The following is a 17,917-nucleotide window of genomic DNA, read 5'->3' as shown; positions in this document are numbered from 1 at the left end:
GTCGGCCGGCCGCCGCGCCGGACGAGGGTCACCGGTGTGAGGTGAACTCCACGACCTGCTGGTACGTCGGCCGGTTCTGCCAGCTGATTCCGCGGTGGCCGATGCCGCCGAGTGCGCGGTGGACGACCGAGTCGGCACACCACTGGTCGCCCGCCGAGCAGGCGTCGTCACCGGGGTAGACCTGGGCGGCGGTCCTGCCGGCCGCCTCCTTCAGGGTGCTGATCAGGGTGTACCGGCAGGCACTGAGGCTGCCGTCACCGCAGTACGTCCTGGCCAGCGGTCCCTGCACCTGTTCGCCGAGCACCGACCGGATGTCCTTGTCGACATAACTCCACCACCCGTACTGGTAGGCGCTTCCGGCGTGTGCGCCGGTCGGGCCGTGGGCGGCCGACGGGGACTCGTCGACCGGCAGGTTGGCGGTGAAGGCGCTGTACAGGTCGCTGCCGAGGCCGGGTTCGAACTCGGCCTTCACCAGCAGCGGCCACCAGGCGTCCAGGATGCGGATCGCGTCGGCGTGGGCATAGGTGCGCGAACCGGCCGAGGTCTCCGTACGCCGTGACCCGGCCGACACCCACGCGGACAGTTTGCTCACCGCCGCTGCGGCCGCCGGGTCCGTCACCGGCGAGCTGTTGATCACCTTCAGCAGCTTCGGCAGCACGTCCTCCGCGCGCAGGTCCGCGAGCCCCGCCTCCGCCATCGCCTTCACCAGCGAGGCGCGCGTCACGCCACCGGCGTCCACCAGCTTCTTCACCCGGTCGTCCAGCAGATTGCCGCGGTGCACCGAGCCGTTGCCCCAGGGCGCGGCGGCGTAGTCCTCGGCCTGCTTGTTGTTCCAGGAGATGTAGTAGTCCTGGTCGATCGAGTTCGGGTGCTGGGAAGGCGGAGTGTAGGAGGCGGTGTTGGTGTCCGGGTTCCAGTTCCGCCACTCGTACGCCGGCCGGGCCCACGCTGGGAACTCGGCGTCGACGCCGTTCGCGCGCACCGGGTTGTCGCCGCTGTTGTAGTACGCGGTGTGCTCGGAGTCGGCGTAGAACCAGTTGAAGGTGTAGTTGATGTGCTGCACCGCGCTCTGGAAGCTCTCCGGACCCTTGACGTGATCGGGGTCGTTCAGCATCTGGAAACCGATGATCGAGTCGGCCTCGTGCAGGAAGGAGGAGCGCAGGGTGGTGTAGGCGACCTTCTTGCCGTCGACGGTCGCGCGATGGGTGACCGGGCCGTACTTCGTGCGCCAGACGCGCATCGTGTACGAACCGGCGGCGGTGCCGTCGGCCACGGTCGGCTTCCAGGCGTTCTTCTGCTCGACCTTCTCCATCGGCGTGCAGGTGCCGCGGTACAGGTAGTGGTAGTCGTCCTGGCAGAGCTCGACGGCGTACGTGTCGATGATGTCCTGGCCGGAGGTGGTCGCGCTCCAGGCGTAGTCCTGGCCGCGGCCGAGTTCGACGTAGAAGCTCAGGCCCGCGAAGGACGCGCCGCGGGCGCTGATGCCCGGTCCCTGGATCTCCTGGAGCATCAGCAGCTGCGGGGCGAAGTAGCCGGTCTGCGGGCCGAAGACGGCGACCGGGTGACCGCTCGCGGTGTGCTCGCCGCTCACCACCAGGGCGTTGGACATACCGCGCTTGGCGGAGGTGACGGCGTTCGCGGCGGCGTCGGCCGAGGCGCCGGTGGCACCCGGGGAAGCCGCGCTGCCCGTACGGTCGAAGACGAGCTCCTCGCGGGTCACCGAACCGGCGTCGGGCAGGGCCTCGCCCTGTGGGTCGGCGGGCTTCCGGCCGTACGGGAAGCTGCCGTCGTGGACGGTGAGGACGGCCTCGGGGTCGTTGCGCTCCCGGAAGGACTCCCACACCTTGGTGCCCTCGGTGACGCCGTACTTGGACTGGGCGGCGAGCAGCGAGAGCGCGTTGTTGACCTCACCGCCGCCGCCGGAGCCGAACAGCGCGCCGATGACGGAGGCCAGCGCGACCAGGTCGGTGGGCTTGAAGTGCGCGATCGTGCCGGCGTTGGTGACGGAGTCCTTGTGGCCGGTCAGGACGTACTCGCCGGGGAAGTAGCGGCCGCTGTCGGAGGCGTCGATGTAGGCGTTGATGCCGTCGACGTAGGCGTTGACGTCGGCGAGGGCCTGCCGGCCGCGCTCGCCGTTCGAGGCGACGGCGTTGTCTATCTGCGCCTGCAGATCGGTCTCGGTGTACGGGGCGTTGCGCCAGAACTCCTGCTCCAGGCCCTGGTTGGAGGCGGCGCCGCCCGCGAAGGAGGTGAGCTGTCCGCGCCCGACATGACGGAAGACGTCCATCAGCCACAGCCGGTCCTCGGCCGCCGCATAGCCGGCGCCGAACTCCGTGCCGTATCGGGTGGTACCGGTGATGTGCGGTACGCCCGTCTTCTTGTCGCGGACGATCGTCACGTCGCTGCGGCCGGCGGGCCTGACGGTGGAGGCGACCTGGTCGGCGGGGACGCCGAACGACGCGTCGTTGAAGAAGGTGTTGATCGTGGCGTCGGTGAGCGTGGAGTAGCCGGTGGCCAGGGAGGCGTACGGGCCGAGTTGGTCCTCGGCGTGTGGGGGCTGGGTGCCGAAGGCCTGGTGGAGGAGGATCTGGGCAAGGGTGGCGTTGCCGTTCTGGCCGGGCGGCAGGATGTCCGAACACCGGTTGCCGCAGTGGTCGGTGACGGCCGCGGCATCAGCGGCAGGCGCCTCGGGGGCGGCGGCCGCCTGGGAAAGCGGGGACAAAAGGCCGGCAATCAGGACGCATACGGATGCGGTCTTCAGGAACCCGAGGGATCTGCGGGGAGTTCTCAGTCTGTCGAGCGCGTTGCGTGGGGTGCGCCGTGGCATGGCAGCTCCTCCCGACGGGGGTGGGCGGGATGTTACCGCCGGTTATCCCCGAGTTTGAAGATGAACATGCGTCACTTTTGGGAGTCGAAAGGACCGGCTGAGAGCGGCAGTTGGAGACGGAGGACATCGGATGGAGCCGATTCGCTTGTCGATACGTCTATTCGGAGACGTCCGTACGACGACGCCGAAGTGACCGAAGTACAGGTGCAGGTGTGACGGAGGTGCAGGGCGATGGCCGGTTTCCGGAGTCTGGCGAGACAGGTACGCGACCCTCGGTGCGATCTGGCGCTACGGCGCTATTCGCTGCGCAAGTGCCTTGAACGGTTCGCCCCCTACGGGCACAGGGCGACCTGGGACCACTTGTGCTCCCGGGCCGGCTTCGGCCCGGAGGACCGGTCTCCCGAACCGGCGCGGCTCGTGGCCGCGTTGGAGGAGCTGGAGGAGGCGCGGGCGGTGTGGCTGGCCTACGAGGTCGAGTTCGCCGAGCGCCGCAAGAAGGAGAAGCACGACGGGCTGCGCAGGCCGGGCACGGTGGACGACTGGCACCGGCTGACCTGGGGCGGTTTCGGTGTCGCCTGGTGCGACGACCCGCGGCTCCACCCGGTCGAGCCGCTGGCGGAGGTACTGCGCCGGCTGATCGCCGCGCTGGAGCGCGAGCCCGGATCGGCGTGCCCGGTGTGCGGCGGGGAACGCCTCGTCTGGAAGTACGACCTGGACCACGAACCGTCGTCGGGTCCGGTCTGCACGGACTGCGGGATCCTGGTGCCGCGTCCCGTGCTCACGCCCGAGGCCCTGGCGTACGCCAGGCGCGAACGACTGCTGATGTCCGCCTGAGGATACGGGTGCTCAACGGGGGACAACGGGGGCAAAGTGGAACAAAGGGGGACAGTTGGAGGTGGTGAGACGCACCCCAACCACCTCCCGTCGGCAGCCCCCTCAGCAGCAGTCCCCGGACTCCCGCTGCCGCGGCCTGCCCTGCGGCCGGCCTCCCCCTCGCTCCACCATCAGGCGGGAGCCCGACTGGCGTTCACCGAAGGCGTCGTCGGGGTTGGACAGGATGCAGGTGTCCAGGGAGAGGCAGCCGCAGCCGATGCAGTCGGTGAGGTGGTCGCGGAGGCGGTTGAGCTGCTTGATGCGCTCGTCCAGTTCAGAGCGCCAGGCCTCGGAGAGGCGGGCCCAGTCCTCCCGGGTGGGCGTGCGTTCCTCGGGGAGCTCGGCGAGGGCCTCGCGGATGGTGGCGAGCGGGATGCCGACGCGCTGGGCGGCGCGGACGAAGGCGACGCGGCGCAGCGTGTCACGGGTGTAGCGGCGCTGGTTGCCGGCGGTGCGACGGCTGCTGATCAGGCCCTTGGACTCATAGAAGTGCAGGGCGGAGACGGCGGCGCCGCTGCGCGCGGAGAGCTGGCCGACCGTGAGCTCGTGGATCTTCTCGGGAATCTTGGGCACTCCTCCGACCCTACCGACCCGCCATGACCGACCACCCGTTGACATGGGCTTCCGATCGCACCATGCTAAGCAGTCGCTTAGGCAAGCTACGCGAGAGGCCGGGACATGGCAGAGCCGAGAATCTTCACGTCCGTCGACGAGCTGAAGGCGGCGGTGGGCGAGCAGCTGGGGTACACGGACTGGCTGGAGGTCGACCAGAAGCGGATCGATCTGTTCGCCGAGGCGACCGGCGATCATCAGTGGATCCATGTCGATCCGGAGAAGGCCGCCGCAGGTCCGTTCGGCACGACCATCGCGCACGGCTATCTGACCCTGTCGCTGCTGCCGTTGTTCGGCCCGCAGCTGATCGCCGTCGAGGGCATGAAGATGGGCGTCAACTACGGCACCAACAAGGTCCGTTTCCCCTCCCCCGTCCCGGTCGGCTCCCGGCTGCGCGCCACCGCGCGGATCACCGGCGTCGAGGACGTGCCGGGCGGGGTGCAGGTGACCACCGCCTTCACCGTGGAGCGCGAGGGCGGGGACAAGCCGGTGTGCGTCGCCGAGTCGGTGGCGCGGTACTACGTCTGAGGTCTACTTCTCGGCGCCCGGCGCCCGCTGCGCCCCCACCATCCGCAGCACGAGGTCGGCGTACATCGCGCCGACCTCGTCGGGCGTCCACGGGCCCTGGACATTGAACCAGCGGGCCACGTCGATGCAGAGCGAGAGCACGGCGAGGGTCGTGCCCCGCACGTCGAGCACGTCGAACTCGCCCGCCGCGAGGCCGTCCTCGATGATGCCGCGCACCTCGGCGTCGCACTGTCGCCGCAGTGCGACGATCTCGGCGCGGGCCTCGGGTCCGAGGGAGTCCAGTTCGTACTGCACCACGCGCGCTGTCGTGCGGCCCCCGGCGTGCCAGCGGACGAAGGAACTCACCGCGTCGGCGAGCCGCTCGGTCGCGCTGCCCTCACGCCGGGCCGCCGTGCGCAGGATGCCGAGGGCCCTTTCGTGGCCGATCCTGCTGATGCGGTGCAGCAGCTCTTCCTTGGTCTTGTAGTGGATGTAGAGCGCGGCCGGGCTCATGCCGGCGCGGCCCGCGATGTCACGGGTCGTCGTGGCGTGATAGCCGCGCTCGGCGAAGGCCTCCACGGCGGCGATCAGCAGTCGCCGGGCCGCATCAGGGGTGACCTCGGCCCACGGCTGCATCTCGCCGCCGGCCGTCTCCTCCGCCGTACTCATCGCCTGTCCGCCCCTCTCGCTGCCAGAGGCACCACCATACCGCCGAAGCTGAGCGAGCGCTTAGGGCCTGTCCGGCGGAGCAGGTCGCAGGAAAGCGACGATGCCTGATGGGTCCTGGTGAGCGTGGGAAGCCGGCGACCGATCCTGCCGGCAGGCCTGCGCGCCCGCTCAGAGCTTCTCGAAGGGGTCGTGCTCGGCGAGCAGCTTCTCCAGCCGCGCCTGGTCGACCCGGCTGACGATCTGCCCGGCCTCCTGCCGGTCGCGGATGACCTTGGCGAGCGTGAAGGCGGACGTGACGAGATAGAGGACGGCGATGCCGAGGAAGCCGCGCACCCATGGATCGGCCTCGAGCTGGAAGATGCCGACGGCCGTGGCGGCCAGGGCGACGGCGAACGACGCGACGGCCTGACCGTAGAAGGCGGCCGTGCTCTGCTGTTTGACCGGTGTGTCATTCATGGGGACAAGCGTCCGCGGATGTGGTGCGGCCCACATCCGCTCAGGTACTCAGAAGGTACTCAGAACGCCGAAACCCCGGTCAGCGCCCTGCCGATGAGCAGCTTCTGGATCTGGCTGGTGCCCTCGTAAAGGGTCATCACGCGGGCGTCACGCAGCAGCTTGCCCGCCGGGTACTCGTCGATGTAGCCGTAACCGCCGAAAACCTGGAGGGCGTTGTTGGCAGCGCGGACGGCCGCCTCCGAGGCGAAGAGCTTGGCCTTGGACGCCTCGGTGGCGAAGGGCAGGCCGCGGTCGATCAGGTCGGCCACCCGCCAGGTCAGCAGCCGGGCGGCGTCGACGTCCACGGCGATGTCGCTGAGGAGCTCCTGGACGAGCTGGTGATGGGCGATGCTCCGGCCGAACTGCTCGCGCTCGCCGGCGTACCGCACCGCCGCGTCCAGCGCGGCCTGCGCTATGCCGACACAGCCCGCCGCGACCGACATCCGCCCCTTGGCGAGGGCGGACATGGCCACGGAGAACCCCTTGCCCTCCGCTCCGAGCATCGCGGAGGCGGGGACGCGGACGTCCTGAAGGACCAGCTCGGCAGTGGCCTGGCCACGCAGGCCGAGCTTGCCGTGAAGGGTGCGGCGGGTCAGGCCGGGAGCGGAGGCCGGCACGAGGAAGGCGGAGATGCCCTTGTGGCCGGGGGCGTCCGTGGAGCGGGCGAACAGCAGGACGACATCCGCCCACGTCCCGTTCGTGATGAACATCTTGGTGCCGTTGATCACGTAGTCGTCGCCGTCGCGGACCGCGCGGGTGGCGAGGTTCCCGGCGTCGGATCCGGTGCCCGGCTCGGTGAGACCGAAGCAACCGACGTGCTCCCCGGAGGTGAGCCCGGGCAGCCACCGCCGCTTCTGCTCCTCGCTCCCCCAGGCGGCGATCGTCTTGGCGACCAGGCCCAGCGAGACGGACACGATGCCGCGCACGGACGAGTCCCCGCGGCCGAGTTCCTCCGTCACCAGGCAGTACGCGAGATGGTCGCCGCCCGAGCCGCCGTACTCCTCGTCGACGGTCAGCCCGAGGAACCCGACCTCACCGAGCTTCTTGACGATGCCGCGGTCCACCTCCTCGGCGCGGTCCCAGGTGACGGCGTTCGGGGCGATCTCGCGGTCCACGAAGTCCCGGGCGAGCTGCCGTACGGCGGTCTGCTCCTCGCTGAGCTCGAGGTTCATGACGGGTCACCCCACACATTTGAAAGACGCACATTTAAATTAGCACTGCTAGTTTCCAGTCGCAGCCCTACTATGTGCGCCATGGCCCGACCGCGCAAGCCCCTGCTCAGCACCGAACGGATCGTCGAGACGGCCCGCGCGCTGGTGGACACGGAGGGCCTGGCGGCCGTCTCCACCCGCCGGCTCGCCGCTGAGCTGGGGGTGAGCGGGCCCTCGCTCTACAACCACTTCCGCACCAAGGACGAGATCCTGGAGGCGGTCGCGGACTCGGTGAGCGCCCAGGTCGATCTGTCGATGTTCGAGGACGGCCGGGACTGGCGGACCGCGCTGCACGACTGGGCCGTCTCCTACCGGGCCGCGCTGCGCGACCACCCGAACATCGTCCCGGTCCTCGCCCGCGGCCCCGGCCGCCGCCCGGCCGCGCTGCGTCTGGCGGACGCGGTCTACGGCGCGATGGTCGAGGCCGGCTGGCCACCCGCGCAGGCCACCTCCATCGGCGCGCTGATGCGGTACTTCATCATGGGCTCCGCACTGGGCTCGTTCGCCGGGGGTTTCGTGGACGACGTGAGCGCATACGACCCCGCCGACTACCCGCACCTCGGGCAGGCCCATCTCCTGGCCGAGCGGCAGGAGAAGATCGACGAGCGCGCCTTCGAGACCGGGCTCGCGGCCCTGCTGGACGGGTTGGCGCAGCAGTACGAGCAGGTCGCACGGCCTGCGTAGAGACGGTTCGGTGGGCACCGAAAGGTGAGTGCACCATGCTGGGTGCATGACCTCCAGGGATCCCCGGGCGCCGGCGCTTGCGCGGTTCGCCGGACTGATCGCCGACGAGACGCGCGCCGCGTGTCTGCTGGCGCTGCTCGACGGGCGGGCGTGGACCGCCGGTGAGCTGGCGCGGCATGCGGGGGTGGCCGCGTCGACGGCGAGTGAGCATCTGCACCGGCTGGTCGCGGGCGGGGTGCTGGCCGAGGAGCGGCAGGGGCGGCACCGGTATGTGCGGCTGGCCGATGCGCGGGTCGCGCAGTTGGTGGAGGATCTGGCCGCGCAGGTCGCGCCCGGTGCCGTGGTCCGACGGCCGCGCGGGCTGCGTGAGACGAGTGCCGGGTCGGCCATGGCCCGCGGCCGTACCTGCTACGACCACCTCGCCGGGCGACTCGGTATCGCGGTCACCGATGCGTTGACCGCGCGCGGGCTGCTGCTGCAGGACACCGGGTTCGCGCTCACGGACGCCGGACTGCGGTGGTTCGACTCCGCGGGCATCGCCCTCGACCGCACGAGCCGCCGCCCGCTGGCCCGCGCATGCCTGGACTGGACCGAACGCCGCCCCCATCTCGCCGGCGTCGCGGGCGCGGCCCTGTGCCGGCACGCTCTCGACGCCGCCTGGTGTGTGCGCATCGGCTCGGAGCGGGCGGTGAAGGTGACGCCGGAAGGTGAGCGCGCCCTGTCCGAACTGCTCGGCATCGAGGCGGGAGCGCTGCGCTGAGCACCGGTCGCGGGCCGCGGCGCCGGTTTCCGAGAAGGCGCCGCAGCCCGAGGGCGGGTCGGGATCAGCGTGAACGTGCCCGGTCCGCAAGGACCTTGATGGACAGCAGTGCGATCACGGCGAGGCCGATGATGTAGGCGGACACCGCCATCGACGTGTCCGTCGCCTCCAGGAGCAGCACCATCACGAAGGGGGCGAGGCCGCCGCCGAACACGGCCGCGATCTGGTAGCCGAGGGAGGCGCCGGTGTAGCGCATCTCGGGCGTGAACAGCTCGGCGAACAGGGCGGCCTGGGGGCCGTACATGATGCTGAGGAAGCAGCTGGCGACGAACGTGCCGACCGCGAGCCACAGCAGCGATCCGGTGTCGATCAGCAGGAACAGCGGCACGGCCCACAGCGCGATACCGGCTGCGCCGAGCGCGTAGATCCGGATCCGGCCGACGCGGTCGGACAGCGCGGCGGAAGCCGGGATGAGGACGAGCTGGGTGAGGCTGACGCAGAGGGAGACGGTGAGCACCGCGCCGCGTTCCATGTCGAGTTCGCGGGTCGTGTAGTCGAGGACGCCGGTGATGAGGATGTAGAACGTCGCGGTGTTCACCGCGAAGGAGCCGCCGGCGAGGAGGACCGTGCCGAGGTGGTGGCGCAGGATCGTGCGCAGCGGGGAGCTCTGCTCCGACTTCTCCTTCTCGGCCAGCGCCCTTTCCGCCTCACGGAACTCGGGGGTCTCCTCGACGCGGGTGTGGATGTACCAGGCGAGGGCGAGGACGAGGATGCCGACCAGGAAGGGGACGCGCCAGCCCCACGCCTCGAACGCGGACTCCGTGGTGAGCGCGCCGGCCAGCAGGAAGACGGTGTTGGCGGTCACCACGCCGATGGGGACGCCGAGTTGGACGACGCTGCCGTAGACGCCGCGTTTGCCCTCGGGGGCGTATTCGGTGGCGAGCAGCATCGCGCCGCCCCACTGCGCGCCGACCGCGACGCCCTGGGCGACTCGGAGGGTGACGAGGAGGATCGGGGCGGCCACGCCGATCGTCTCGTACGTCGGGAGGAGGCCGATGCCGGTGGTGGCGATGCCCATGAGCGTGAGCGCGAGGACCAGCATCGGCTTGCGGCCACGTCGGTCGCCGAGGTGGCCGGCGACGATGCCGCCGAGGGGGCGGGCGAGGAAGCCGACGGCGAAGGTGGCGAAGGCGGCGAGTACTCCGGCGGTGGGGCTGCTGGCCGGGAAGTACAGGTCGCCGAGGACGAGGGCGGCGGCGATGCCGAAGACGAAGTAGTCGTACCACTCGACGGCCGAGGCGAGGGCGGCTGCGGTGGCGACCCGGCGGCGGTTCGGGGTGGCCGGGGCGGTGGTGAGCGGCTGGGCGGAAGGTGCCGTGTCCATGCGTGCACACTCCGGTGGGTGCGGGGACGGAACAGGGGTGACTCGGGTTCCGGGAACGTACTGACCGGACGGTATGGCCGTCAACGGGTCGTGCAGCAGGAGTTTTGCCTGTGCATGGCACGGAGAACGGCGTGCGGGCATGCCGAAGCCCCGGCCCACCCGCGGGGCCGGGGAGCGCGGGGGGCCGGGCTAGAAGACCACCAGGGCCCGGCCGCCCTTCCCCGCCGACATGTTCTCGAAGGCCGCCGGAATGCCGTCCAGGGCGATGTGTTCGGTGACCAGCGCTGTCAGGTCGAGGCGGCCGGAGCGGACGTGGTCGGCGAGGACGGGGAGGTCGTGCTCGGGGTTGGAGTTGCCGTAGACGCAGCCGGAGAGGGTGCGGCCCCAGTGGAAGATCTCCAGGGCGTTGAAGGTGACCTGCTGGTCCTTGCCGCCGATGCCCACCACCGTCGTACGGCCGCCGCGGCGGGTCGACTCCCACGCCGCGCGGATGGTGACCGCGCGGCCCACGCACTCGACGGCGACGTCGACGCCCTGCTTGGCGGTGCGGGCGCGGATCTCTCGGGGGGTGTCGTCGGAGGCGAGGACGTAGTCGGTGGCGCCTGCCGCGCGGGCCAGTTCCTCCTTCTGCGGGGAGACGTCCACCGCGATGATCCGGGACGCGCCCGCGATCCGGGCCGACTGGAGGGCGGCCAGGCCGACGCCGCCCACCCCGAACACGGCGACCGTCTCGCCGGGCCGGACCCGCGCCGAGTGGTGCACCGCACCATAGCCGGTGAGCACCGCGCAGCCGAGGAGGGCGGCGTCGGTGAGCGGGACGCCGGGCGGGGCGGGCAGGGCGCAGGATGCGGAGACCACCGTCTCCTGAGCGAACGCGGCCACGTTCAGCCCGGGGTACAGCTCCGCGCCGTCGCTGGAGCGGTGGGCGTGGACGTCGGCCGCGCCGTTCAGGGCGTTGGCGCACAGCCAGACCTCGCCGAGCGTGCAGGCGGGGCATGTGCCGCAGGACGGGGCCCAGTTGAGGACCACGCCGTCACCGGGCGCGAGGTGCGTCACCCCGTCGCCGACCGCGACGACCGTGCCGGCGCCCTCGTGGCCGAGGACGGCGGGGACCGGTACCCGCAGGGTGCCGTTGGACAGGGAGAGGTCGGAGTGGCAGACACCGGCGGCGGCGAGGCGGACCCGGACCTGGCCGGGGCCGGGATCGGGCAGGTCGATCTCGGTGATCTCCAGCGGGGAGCCGATGGCGGGCAGTACGGCGGCACGGACGGTCATGTCGGACAACTCCGTCAGAACTGGAGGGACTTGGTCTGGAGGTACTCGGCGAGGCCGTACACGCCCAGCTCCCGGCCCACGCCCGACTGCTTGTACCCGCCGAAGGGCGCGAGCGGGTTGAAGCGGCCGCCGTTGATGTCGACCTGGCCGGTCTCCATGCGGCGTGCGAAGGCGACCGCCTCCGCCTCGTCGCCCGCCCAGACGGCGCCGGCGAGCCCGTACACCGTGCCGTTCGCGATGCGCAGGGCGTCCTCCTCGTTCTCGTAGCGGAGGATCGACAGGACCGGACCGAAGATCTCCTCCTGCGCGACGGTCATCTCGGGGGTGACGTCGGCGAGGACGGTCGGGCTGATGAAGTAACCGCGCTCACGCGGGGGTTCGACGCCGCCCGCGACCAGGCGGGCGCCCTCGGCCAGACCCTTCTCGATGTAGCCGCGCACCCGGTCCCGCTGCCTGGCGTTCACGACCGGGCCGATGCGGTCGCCGTACTTCGCGGCTGCCGCGGCGGCGAGCTCGACGGCTGCGTCGTACTGCGCGGTGTGGACGAGCATGCGGGTCCATGCGCTGCACGTCTGGCCGGAGTTGGACATCACGTTGGCGACACCGACGTTGACCGCCCGGGCCAGGTCGGCGCTCGGCAGGATGACGTTGGCGGACTTGCCGCCCAGTTCGAGAGCGACCTTCTTCACGGCGGCGCCGGCCGTGGCCGCGATCCGACTGCCGACGGCCGTGGAGCCGGTGAAGGAGACCAGGTCGACGTCCGGGTGCCCGGCGAGGGCCTGCCCGGCCACCGGGCCGAGGCCCGTGACGAGGTTGAGGACGCCGGCCGGGACGCCCGCCTCGTGCACCGCGTCCGCGAAGGCCTGCGCGGTGAGCGGGGTGTCCTCGGCGGGCTTCAGGACGACGGTGCAGCCCGCGGCGAGGGCCGGGGCGACCTTGGCGACGATCTGGTGCAGGGGGTAGTTCCAGGGCGTGATGGCGCCGACCACGCCGATCGGCTCGTGGTAGACGGTCGAGTTGCCGACCCTCTCCTCGAAGGCGTACGTCGCCGCCAGCTCGGCGTACGAGCCCGCGACCGCGATCGGCGTGCCCATGTGCACCGCCTGCGAGAACGCCAGTGGCGAGCCCAGCTCCGCGGTGATCGTCCCGGCGATCTCGTCCTTGCGTGCCACGAGGACGTCCCGCAGGGCGGCCAGTCGCGCGGCCCGCTCGGCCGGCGGTGTGGCGGCCCAGGCCGGGAGCGCGGCGCGGGCCGCCCGGACCGCGTGGTCCACGTCCTCGGCGTTGCCCGCGGGAACCTGCCCGATGACCTGCTCGTCGACCGGGTTCACGACGTCGATCGTGTCCTGGCCCTCGGCGGGGCACCAGACGCCGTCGATGTACAGGGCCTGCTGCGCCTTCATGATCTGTCTGCCTCCCGAGCCTGTGCGTCGTCCGGTGCCCAAACTAGCGGTGTTAGTTTTCCGGCGCCAGGGGTGCCCCCGAAGCCTCCGGCACCAGAGGTACCCGGGCGCGTGGCGTCAGGCGTCGCTCTTGCGCTGCGCCGTCGGGTGGGGTGACGGACGTCTGCCGGTGGCCGCGGTGTCCTCCTCGGCGGGCCTGGCCGGGGAGCGCAGTGCCACGCCCGCCGACAGCAGCAACAGCCCGCCGAGCATCACGAACGGCGCGGCCACGCCCGCGACCCCGGCGATCAGGCCGGCCGTGGCGGGAGCGGCGACCTGGCCCAGGCGGTTGCCGGTCAGACGCAGGGCGAGGGCCGTGGAGCGGGCACCCTCGGGGGCCGCCTGGACGACCGTCGTCATGGACAGCGGCTGGCCGACGCCCAGGCAGAAGCCGAGGGCGGCGAGGATCAGGGCCAGCGCCCACACCGGCACCGGCAGGGCGATGCCCACGCACAGCAGGGCCGCCAGCAGGCAGGTCACGGTCAGCAGCAGGGTGCGGCCGACCAGCCGCAGCAGGGGCGTGAGGACCAGCCGGCAGGCGATGGTGGCCGCCGCGCGCAGACTGAGCAGCAGGCCGATCACGGACGGTGCGATGCCGCGTTCTTCGCCGACCACGGGCAGGTAGGCCGTGAGGACGTCGGTCGCGGACAGCACCGAGAGGCTGATCAGGATGCCCGCGGGCACGCCCCGCGCGCGCAGGATGCGGTGGACGGGGACGCGGTCTCCCTGTCCGGTACGGGACTTGGGCGTCGTACGACGATCCTCTATGCGCCACAGCGACGTGAACGCCACCGCGCAACCCGCGCCCGCGACGAGCAGGGCGAGCGCACTGGTGCCCACCATGTCGTGGCCGCCGATCAGCGCCCCGGCCGCGATCGGGCCGACCAGCTGGCCGAGCGAGGCGCCGATGGTGAAGTGGCCGAAGTTGCGGTCCTGTTCGTGCGGGGCGGACTGGCGGGCGACCAGGGACTGGGCGCCGATCACGAAGCTGAGGTGCCCGAGGCCCATCACACCGCTCCAGATCGCCATCGCCCAGAGCGAGTCGACGAGGCCGCTGAGCGCGCAGCCGCCGGATATCAGGACGACACCGGCGGGCAGCAGGGGCGCACAGCGGCCGTGGTCGGTACGCCGGCCCAGGGGGACGGCGGCGAACAGGGGGAGCAGGGCGTAGACACCGGCGATCACACCGACCGCCCGCTCGTCGGCGCCCAGCGCGAGGGCCCGGTAGGAGACCGCCGGCCGGGCCATCGACACCGCCCCCTGCGCGAAGCTGAAGGCGATGACGAGACGGAGCAGCCAGCCGCGGTTCCTGCCGGGCCTCACGATGAGCGAACCTCCACCGGTCAACGGATCAGATGATCCCGAACAGGATGCCTGCCCCGAGGATCACGAGGCATGTGAGGGCGGCCCACTTCACCACGAACCTTGTGTGGTCGCCGAATTCGACCTTCGCCATGCCGACCAGCACGTACACGGCCGGGACGAGCGGGCTGGACATGTGCAGCGGCTGGCCGACGAGCGAGGCGCGGGCCATCTCCAGCGGCGAGACACCGTGCGCGGCGCCGGCCTCGGCGAGGACCGGGAGGACGCCGAAGTAGAAGCCGTCGTTCGACATGAAGTAGGTGAGCGGCAGGCTCAGGATGCCGGTGACGAGGGCCATGTGCGGGCCCATGCCCTCGGGGATGACGTCGACCATCCACTTGGCCATGCTGTCGACCATGCCGGTGCCCTGGAGGACGCCGGTGAAGACGGCGGCGGCGAAGACCATGCCGGAGACGTTGAGGACGTTGTCGGCGTGGGCGGCGAGCCGGGCCTTCTGGTCGGGAAGGTGCGGGAAGTTGACGGTGAGCGCGAGGGCGGCACCGAGCAGGAACAGCACCGGGATCGGCAGCAGCTCCATGATCATGGCGGTGAGCAGGCCGACCGTGAGCAGCGCGTTGAACCAGTACAGCTTGGGGCGCAGGGTGGGCCGGTCGGGGTCGAGGCCCTGGAAGTCGTCGTCCTCGGGGGCGTCGGCGTCGGTGCCGGCGCCCGAACCGCCGGTGCTCGCGACACCCTTGCCGGTGCCGGAGCCGGAGCCGCCCGCGACCAGGACCGTCTCCTTCTCCTTCTCCTCCACCAGCACCTCGTCCAGCGTCAGCACGCCGAGCCGCCTGCGCTCGCGCAGACCGAGGACGTACGAGAGGACGATCACGAAGAGCAGACCGACGGCCAGGGCCGGGATCATCGGCACGAAGATGTCGCTGGCGTCCAGCTTCAGGGCGGTGGCGGCGCGCGCGGTCGGGCCGCCCCACGGCAGGGTGTTCATCACGCCGTTGGCCATCGCCGCGACACCGGTCAGGATGACCAGGCTCATCTTCAGGCGCTTGTACAGCGGGTACAGGGCCGAGACCGTGATCATGAAGGTGGTCGAGCCGTCGCCGTCCAGCGACACGATCGCGGCGAGCAGGGCCGTACCGACCACGATCCGCATCGGGTCGGCCTTGCAGAACTTGAGGATCCCCCGGACGATCGGGTCGAAGAGCCCGACGTCGATCATCACACCGAAGTAGACGATCGCGAACATGAGCATCGCCGCGGTGGGGGCGAGGCTGGAGACCCCGTCGATGACGTAGTCGCCGAGCTGCGCGCCCTTGCCGACGAAGACACAGAACAGTGCGGGTATGAGCACGAGCGCCGCAATGGGCGACATCTTCTTCATCATGATCAGGACCAGGAAGGTCGCGATCATGGTGAAGCCGAGGATGGTCAGCATGAGTGGATACCTAACGTTCGCCCTTGAACTCCCACCAGGGCCGGCGGTGCGACGACGTTAGGTCCCGTCAAGCAGCGTTAACAAGACGTTGACGTGCGAGCAATAAGCGCAAAACTGCTGGTCACAGCTTTGCTCAGGTCAGCGGGGTGAGCTTTTCGGTCACGGCGGCGACTTCCACGGGCACTCCGTTGAGGACCGCGTTGCCCGACAGCGGGTCGAGCAGGCTGCCGTCGAGGAGCTGGTTGACGTTGACGCCGGGGTCGGTGGCGGCGTGGGTGAGGCGGGTGCCGGGGCGGTCGTGGCCCCAGCCGTGCGGCAGGCTGACCACGCCCCTGCGCACACCGTCGGTGACCTCCGCGGGGGCGGTCACCTCTCCCCCGGCGCCCTTCACGCGCACAGGGGCCCCGTCGCGCACACCGAGGCGTTCGGCGTCCTCGGGGTGAATGTGCAGGGTGCAGCGGTTGGTTCCGCCGGTGAGAGCGGGCACGTTGTGCATCCAGCTGTTGTTGGACCGCAGATGGCGGCGGCCGACGAGGACGAGCCCGTCGGGTCGTTCCCGCAGCGCCTCGCGCAGGCGGGGCAGGTCGTCGGCGATGGGCCGCGGGAGCAATTCGACCTTCCCGCTGACCGTCTTCAGCGGCTGCGGGAGCCGGGGCCGCAGCGGGCCGAGGTCGATGCCGTGCGGGTGGGCGAGCAGTTTCTCCAGGGTCAGGCCGTCCGGTCGTACGCCGAAGCCGTCGCCGTAGGGGCCGAGGCGCAGCATCATGTCGAGCCGGCGTTCGGGGCCGTTCGCCCCCGTGAGCTGCGCGGCGAGTTCCTTCGGGTCGCGGCCGTGCACCGGCGAGTGCGGTTCCCGGACCGCCTTGCCGAGGGTCTGGTCGATGACCATCGCGTCCACGGCCGCCGGGTCGGCGCCGTGCATGCCCGTGGCGGCCAGGACCAGGCGGGCGAGGATCTCGGTCTCGGGCATCCTGCCCGGCTCCAGGGGCACGGCGGGGCGGGTGTAGCGGACCTGGTTGCGGATGGCGAGGGTGTTGAAGGCGAAGTCGTGGTGAGCGCTCTGGGCGGGCGGGGGCGGCGGCAGCACGACATGGGCGTGCCGGGAGGTCTCGTTGAGGTAGGGGTCGACGCTGACCATGAAGTCCAGCGAGTCGAGGGCCTTGTCGAGGCGGTCGCCGTCGGGCGCGGAGAGCACGGGGTTGGCGGCCACGGCGATCAGTGCCCGGACGGGCTCGCCCTCCTCGGTGGCGGTGTCGATCTCCTCGGCGAGCGCGGACAGCGGCAGCTCGCCCTTGGCCTCCGGGTGGCGGCTCACCCGGGAGTGCCAGCGGCCGAGCGCGAACCCGCGGCCGGGTCCTGCGGGCCGGGGCGTCCGGTCGGTGGCGGCCTGCGGGAACAGGGCGCCACCCGGCCGGTCCAGGTTGCCGGTGAGGATGTTGAGGACGTCGACGAGCCAGCTGGCGAGCGTGCCGTGCGGGACGGTGCTGCTGCCGATGCGGCCGTAGACGGCGGCGGTGGGGGCGGCCGCCAGTTCGCGGGCGAGCGCACGGATCGTGCCGGCCTCGACGTCGCAGGCCGCCGCGACGGCTTCGGGACTGAAGTCCCGTACGGCGTCCCGGAGTTCGCGCAGGTCCTGGACGTGCGGCGCGAGGTCGCCGAGGTCGACCAGGTCCTCCGCGAAGAGGACGTACGCCATCGCCGCGAGGAGCAGGGCGTCGGTGCCGGGGCGGACGGCGATGTGCCGGTCGGCGAGTCTGGCGGTGCGGGTGCGGCGCGGGTCGATCACGGTGAGGGTGCCGCCGCGCGCCTTGAGCGCCTTGAGCCGACCGGGGAAGTCGGGGGCGGTGCACAGACTTCCGTTGGACTCCAGCGGGTTGGCGCCGATGAGCAGCAGGTGGTCGGTGTGGTCGAGGTCGGGTACGGGGATGGCGTGCGCGTCGCCGTAGAGCAGTCCGCTGGAGACGTGCTTGGGCATCTGGTCGACCGTGGACGCGGTGAACAGGCTGCGGGTGCCGAGTCCCGCGATCAGGAGCGGCGGGTACAACGCGCCGGCCATGGTGTGCACGGTGGGGTTGCCGAGGACCACGCCGACGGAGTGGGGCCCGTACCGCTCGACGACCGGCCGGATCCCGGCGGCCACGGCGTCGAACGCCTCCTCCCAGGTGGCCTCGCACAGCTCCCCGTCCCTGCGCACGAGCGGGGTGCGCAGCCGGTCGGGGTCGCCGTCGACGGCCCCGAAGGAGGCGCCCTTGGGGCAGATGAAGCCCTGACTGAACACGTCGTCGCGGTCACCGCGGGCGCCGGTGACGCGGGCTCCCTCGATGGTGAGCGTCAGCCCACAGGTGGCCTCGCACAGGGGGCAGATACGCAGGGCGGTGCGGGACACGGGTCCTCCCGGAGGTCTGGCGGCAGCGGTGACGCAC

At 71.3% G+C, this 17,917-nt stretch carries 15 protein-coding genes; 4 read left to right on the top strand and 11 right to left on the bottom strand.

The window, feature by feature from the left end; genetic code table 11:
* Positions 1-28: 28 nt before the first annotated feature.
* Entirely contained in the window at positions 29-2,827 is a 2,799-nt protein-coding gene (locus ACFVJQ_RS05630; RefSeq protein ID WP_385781181.1) for a penicillin acylase family protein, read from the bottom strand.
* Between the two features lie 231 nt (positions 2,828-3,058).
* Between ACFVJQ_RS05630 and ACFVJQ_RS05625 the strand changes: the two genes are divergently transcribed.
* Positions 3,059-3,661, top strand: coding sequence for a hypothetical protein (locus tag ACFVJQ_RS05625; RefSeq protein WP_385261865.1), 603 nt, complete (start codon positions 3,059-3,061; stop codon positions 3,659-3,661).
* Between the two features lie 102 nt (positions 3,662-3,763).
* On the opposite strand, the gene soxR is transcribed toward ACFVJQ_RS05625, so the two are convergent.
* Entirely contained in the window at positions 3,764-4,273 is a 510-nt protein-coding gene (gene soxR, locus ACFVJQ_RS05620; RefSeq protein WP_385513000.1) for a redox-sensitive transcriptional activator SoxR, read from the bottom strand.
* Between the two features lie 105 nt (positions 4,274-4,378).
* On the opposite strand from soxR, the gene ACFVJQ_RS05615 reads away from it, so the two are divergent.
* A complete protein-coding gene (locus tag ACFVJQ_RS05615; RefSeq protein WP_385781178.1) occupies positions 4,379-4,840 on the top strand; it encodes a MaoC family dehydratase in 462 nt (153 codons plus the stop codon).
* Positions 4,841-4,843: 3 nt separating this feature from the next.
* On the opposite strand, the gene ACFVJQ_RS05610 is transcribed toward ACFVJQ_RS05615, so the two are convergent.
* The 3 genes from ACFVJQ_RS05610 to ACFVJQ_RS05600 all read right to left on the bottom strand — a co-directional run bounded on the left by ACFVJQ_RS05610 (position 4,844) and on the right by ACFVJQ_RS05600 (position 7,155).
* The gene (locus ACFVJQ_RS05610; RefSeq protein WP_385781175.1) at positions 4,844-5,488 is read right to left on the bottom strand and encodes a TetR family transcriptional regulator; all 645 of its coding nucleotides are present in this window, start codon (positions 5,486-5,488) and stop codon (positions 4,844-4,846) included.
* Positions 5,489-5,656: 168 nt separating this feature from the next.
* Positions 5,657-5,944 (bottom strand): YiaA/YiaB family inner membrane protein, encoded by a 288-nt coding sequence (locus tag ACFVJQ_RS05605; RefSeq protein WP_385512997.1) that lies wholly within the window; start codon positions 5,942-5,944, stop codon positions 5,657-5,659.
* A 59-nt stretch (positions 5,945-6,003) separates the two neighbouring features.
* Positions 6,004-7,155, bottom strand: a complete 1,152-nt coding sequence (locus ACFVJQ_RS05600) for an acyl-CoA dehydrogenase family protein (RefSeq protein ID WP_385512996.1) — start codon at positions 7,153-7,155, stop codon at positions 6,004-6,006.
* Positions 7,156-7,236: 81 nt separating this feature from the next.
* On the opposite strand from ACFVJQ_RS05600, the gene ACFVJQ_RS05595 reads away from it, so the two are divergent.
* Together ACFVJQ_RS05595 and ACFVJQ_RS05590 are read left to right on the top strand one after the other, a co-directional pair.
* Positions 7,237-7,878 (top strand): TetR/AcrR family transcriptional regulator, encoded by a 642-nt coding sequence (locus ACFVJQ_RS05595; RefSeq protein WP_385512995.1) that lies wholly within the window; start codon positions 7,237-7,239, stop codon positions 7,876-7,878.
* Positions 7,879-7,924: 46 nt separating this feature from the next.
* Positions 7,925-8,638, top strand: coding sequence for an ArsR/SmtB family transcription factor (locus ACFVJQ_RS05590; RefSeq protein WP_385781170.1), 714 nt, complete (start codon positions 7,925-7,927; stop codon positions 8,636-8,638).
* Positions 8,639-8,702: 64 nt separating this feature from the next.
* Here the strand turns inward: ACFVJQ_RS05590 and ACFVJQ_RS05585 are convergent, their stop codons facing one another.
* The 6 genes from ACFVJQ_RS05585 to ACFVJQ_RS05560 form a co-directional block, all read right to left on the bottom strand.
* Positions 8,703-10,022 carry an MFS transporter gene (locus ACFVJQ_RS05585; RefSeq protein WP_385781167.1) on the bottom strand — a complete coding sequence of 440 codons (1,320 nt, stop codon included), beginning with the start codon at positions 10,020-10,022 and terminating at the stop codon, positions 8,703-8,705.
* A gap of 189 nt (positions 10,023-10,211) precedes the next feature.
* Positions 10,212-11,297, bottom strand: a complete 1,086-nt coding sequence (locus ACFVJQ_RS05580; protein ID WP_385512992.1) for a Zn-dependent alcohol dehydrogenase — start codon at positions 11,295-11,297, stop codon at positions 10,212-10,214.
* A gap of 14 nt (positions 11,298-11,311) precedes the next feature.
* Positions 11,312-12,700, bottom strand: coding sequence for an aldehyde dehydrogenase family protein (locus tag ACFVJQ_RS05575; protein ID WP_385781164.1), 1,389 nt, complete (start codon positions 12,698-12,700; stop codon positions 11,312-11,314).
* Positions 12,701-12,817: 117 nt separating this feature from the next.
* The gene (locus ACFVJQ_RS05570) at positions 12,818-14,062 is read right to left on the bottom strand and encodes an MFS transporter (protein WP_385781161.1); all 1,245 of its coding nucleotides are present in this window, start codon (positions 14,060-14,062) and stop codon (positions 12,818-12,820) included.
* 28 nt (positions 14,063-14,090) lie between these two features.
* The gene (locus tag ACFVJQ_RS05565; RefSeq protein WP_385512989.1) at positions 14,091-15,494 is read right to left on the bottom strand and encodes a CitMHS family transporter; all 1,404 of its coding nucleotides are present in this window, start codon (positions 15,492-15,494) and stop codon (positions 14,091-14,093) included.
* A 133-nt stretch (positions 15,495-15,627) separates the two neighbouring features.
* On the bottom strand, positions 15,628-17,880 hold the full coding sequence (locus tag ACFVJQ_RS05560) for a molybdopterin oxidoreductase family protein (protein ID WP_385512988.1): 2,253 nt from the start codon (positions 17,878-17,880) through the stop codon (positions 15,628-15,630).
* Between the last annotated feature and the right edge of the window lie 37 nt (positions 17,881-17,917).

The organism is Streptomyces sp. NPDC127197 (genome assembly GCF_042672405.1).
GTDB classification, from domain to species: Bacteria; Actinomycetota; Actinomycetes; order Streptomycetales; family Streptomycetaceae; genus Streptomyces; species Streptomyces flavusporus.
This window is presented reverse-complemented; position numbering and strand designations above follow the sequence as displayed.

Coding starts and splice junctions, on each gene's coding strand:
- ACFVJQ_RS05580 (WP_385512992.1), bottom strand. CDS start 11,297: ATGACCGTCCGTGCCGCCGTACTGCCCGCCATCGGCTCCCCGCTGGAG.
- ACFVJQ_RS05595 (WP_385512995.1), top strand. CDS start 7,237: ATGGCCCGACCGCGCAAGCCCCTGCTCAGCACCGAACGGATCGTCGAG.
- ACFVJQ_RS05565 (WP_385512989.1), bottom strand. CDS start 15,494: ATGCTGACCATCCTCGGCTTCACCATGATCGCGACCTTCCTGGTCCTG.
- ACFVJQ_RS05625 (WP_385261865.1), top strand. CDS start 3,059: ATGGCCGGTTTCCGGAGTCTGGCGAGACAGGTACGCGACCCTCGGTGC.
- ACFVJQ_RS05615 (WP_385781178.1), top strand. CDS start 4,379: ATGGCAGAGCCGAGAATCTTCACGTCCGTCGACGAGCTGAAGGCGGCG.
- ACFVJQ_RS05600 (WP_385512996.1), bottom strand. CDS start 7,155: ATGAACCTCGAGCTCAGCGAGGAGCAGACCGCCGTACGGCAGCTCGCC.
- ACFVJQ_RS05605 (WP_385512997.1), bottom strand. CDS start 5,944: ATGAATGACACACCGGTCAAACAGCAGAGCACGGCCGCCTTCTACGGT.
- ACFVJQ_RS05610 (WP_385781175.1), bottom strand. CDS start 5,488: ATGAGTACGGCGGAGGAGACGGCCGGCGGCGAGATGCAGCCGTGGGCC.
- ACFVJQ_RS05630 (WP_385781181.1), bottom strand. CDS start 2,827: ATGCCACGGCGCACCCCACGCAACGCGCTCGACAGACTGAGAACTCCC.
- ACFVJQ_RS05590 (WP_385781170.1), top strand. CDS start 7,925: ATGACCTCCAGGGATCCCCGGGCGCCGGCGCTTGCGCGGTTCGCCGGA.
- ACFVJQ_RS05585 (WP_385781167.1), bottom strand. CDS start 10,022: ATGGACACGGCACCTTCCGCCCAGCCGCTCACCACCGCCCCGGCCACC.
- ACFVJQ_RS05575 (WP_385781164.1), bottom strand. CDS start 12,700: ATGAAGGCGCAGCAGGCCCTGTACATCGACGGCGTCTGGTGCCCCGCC.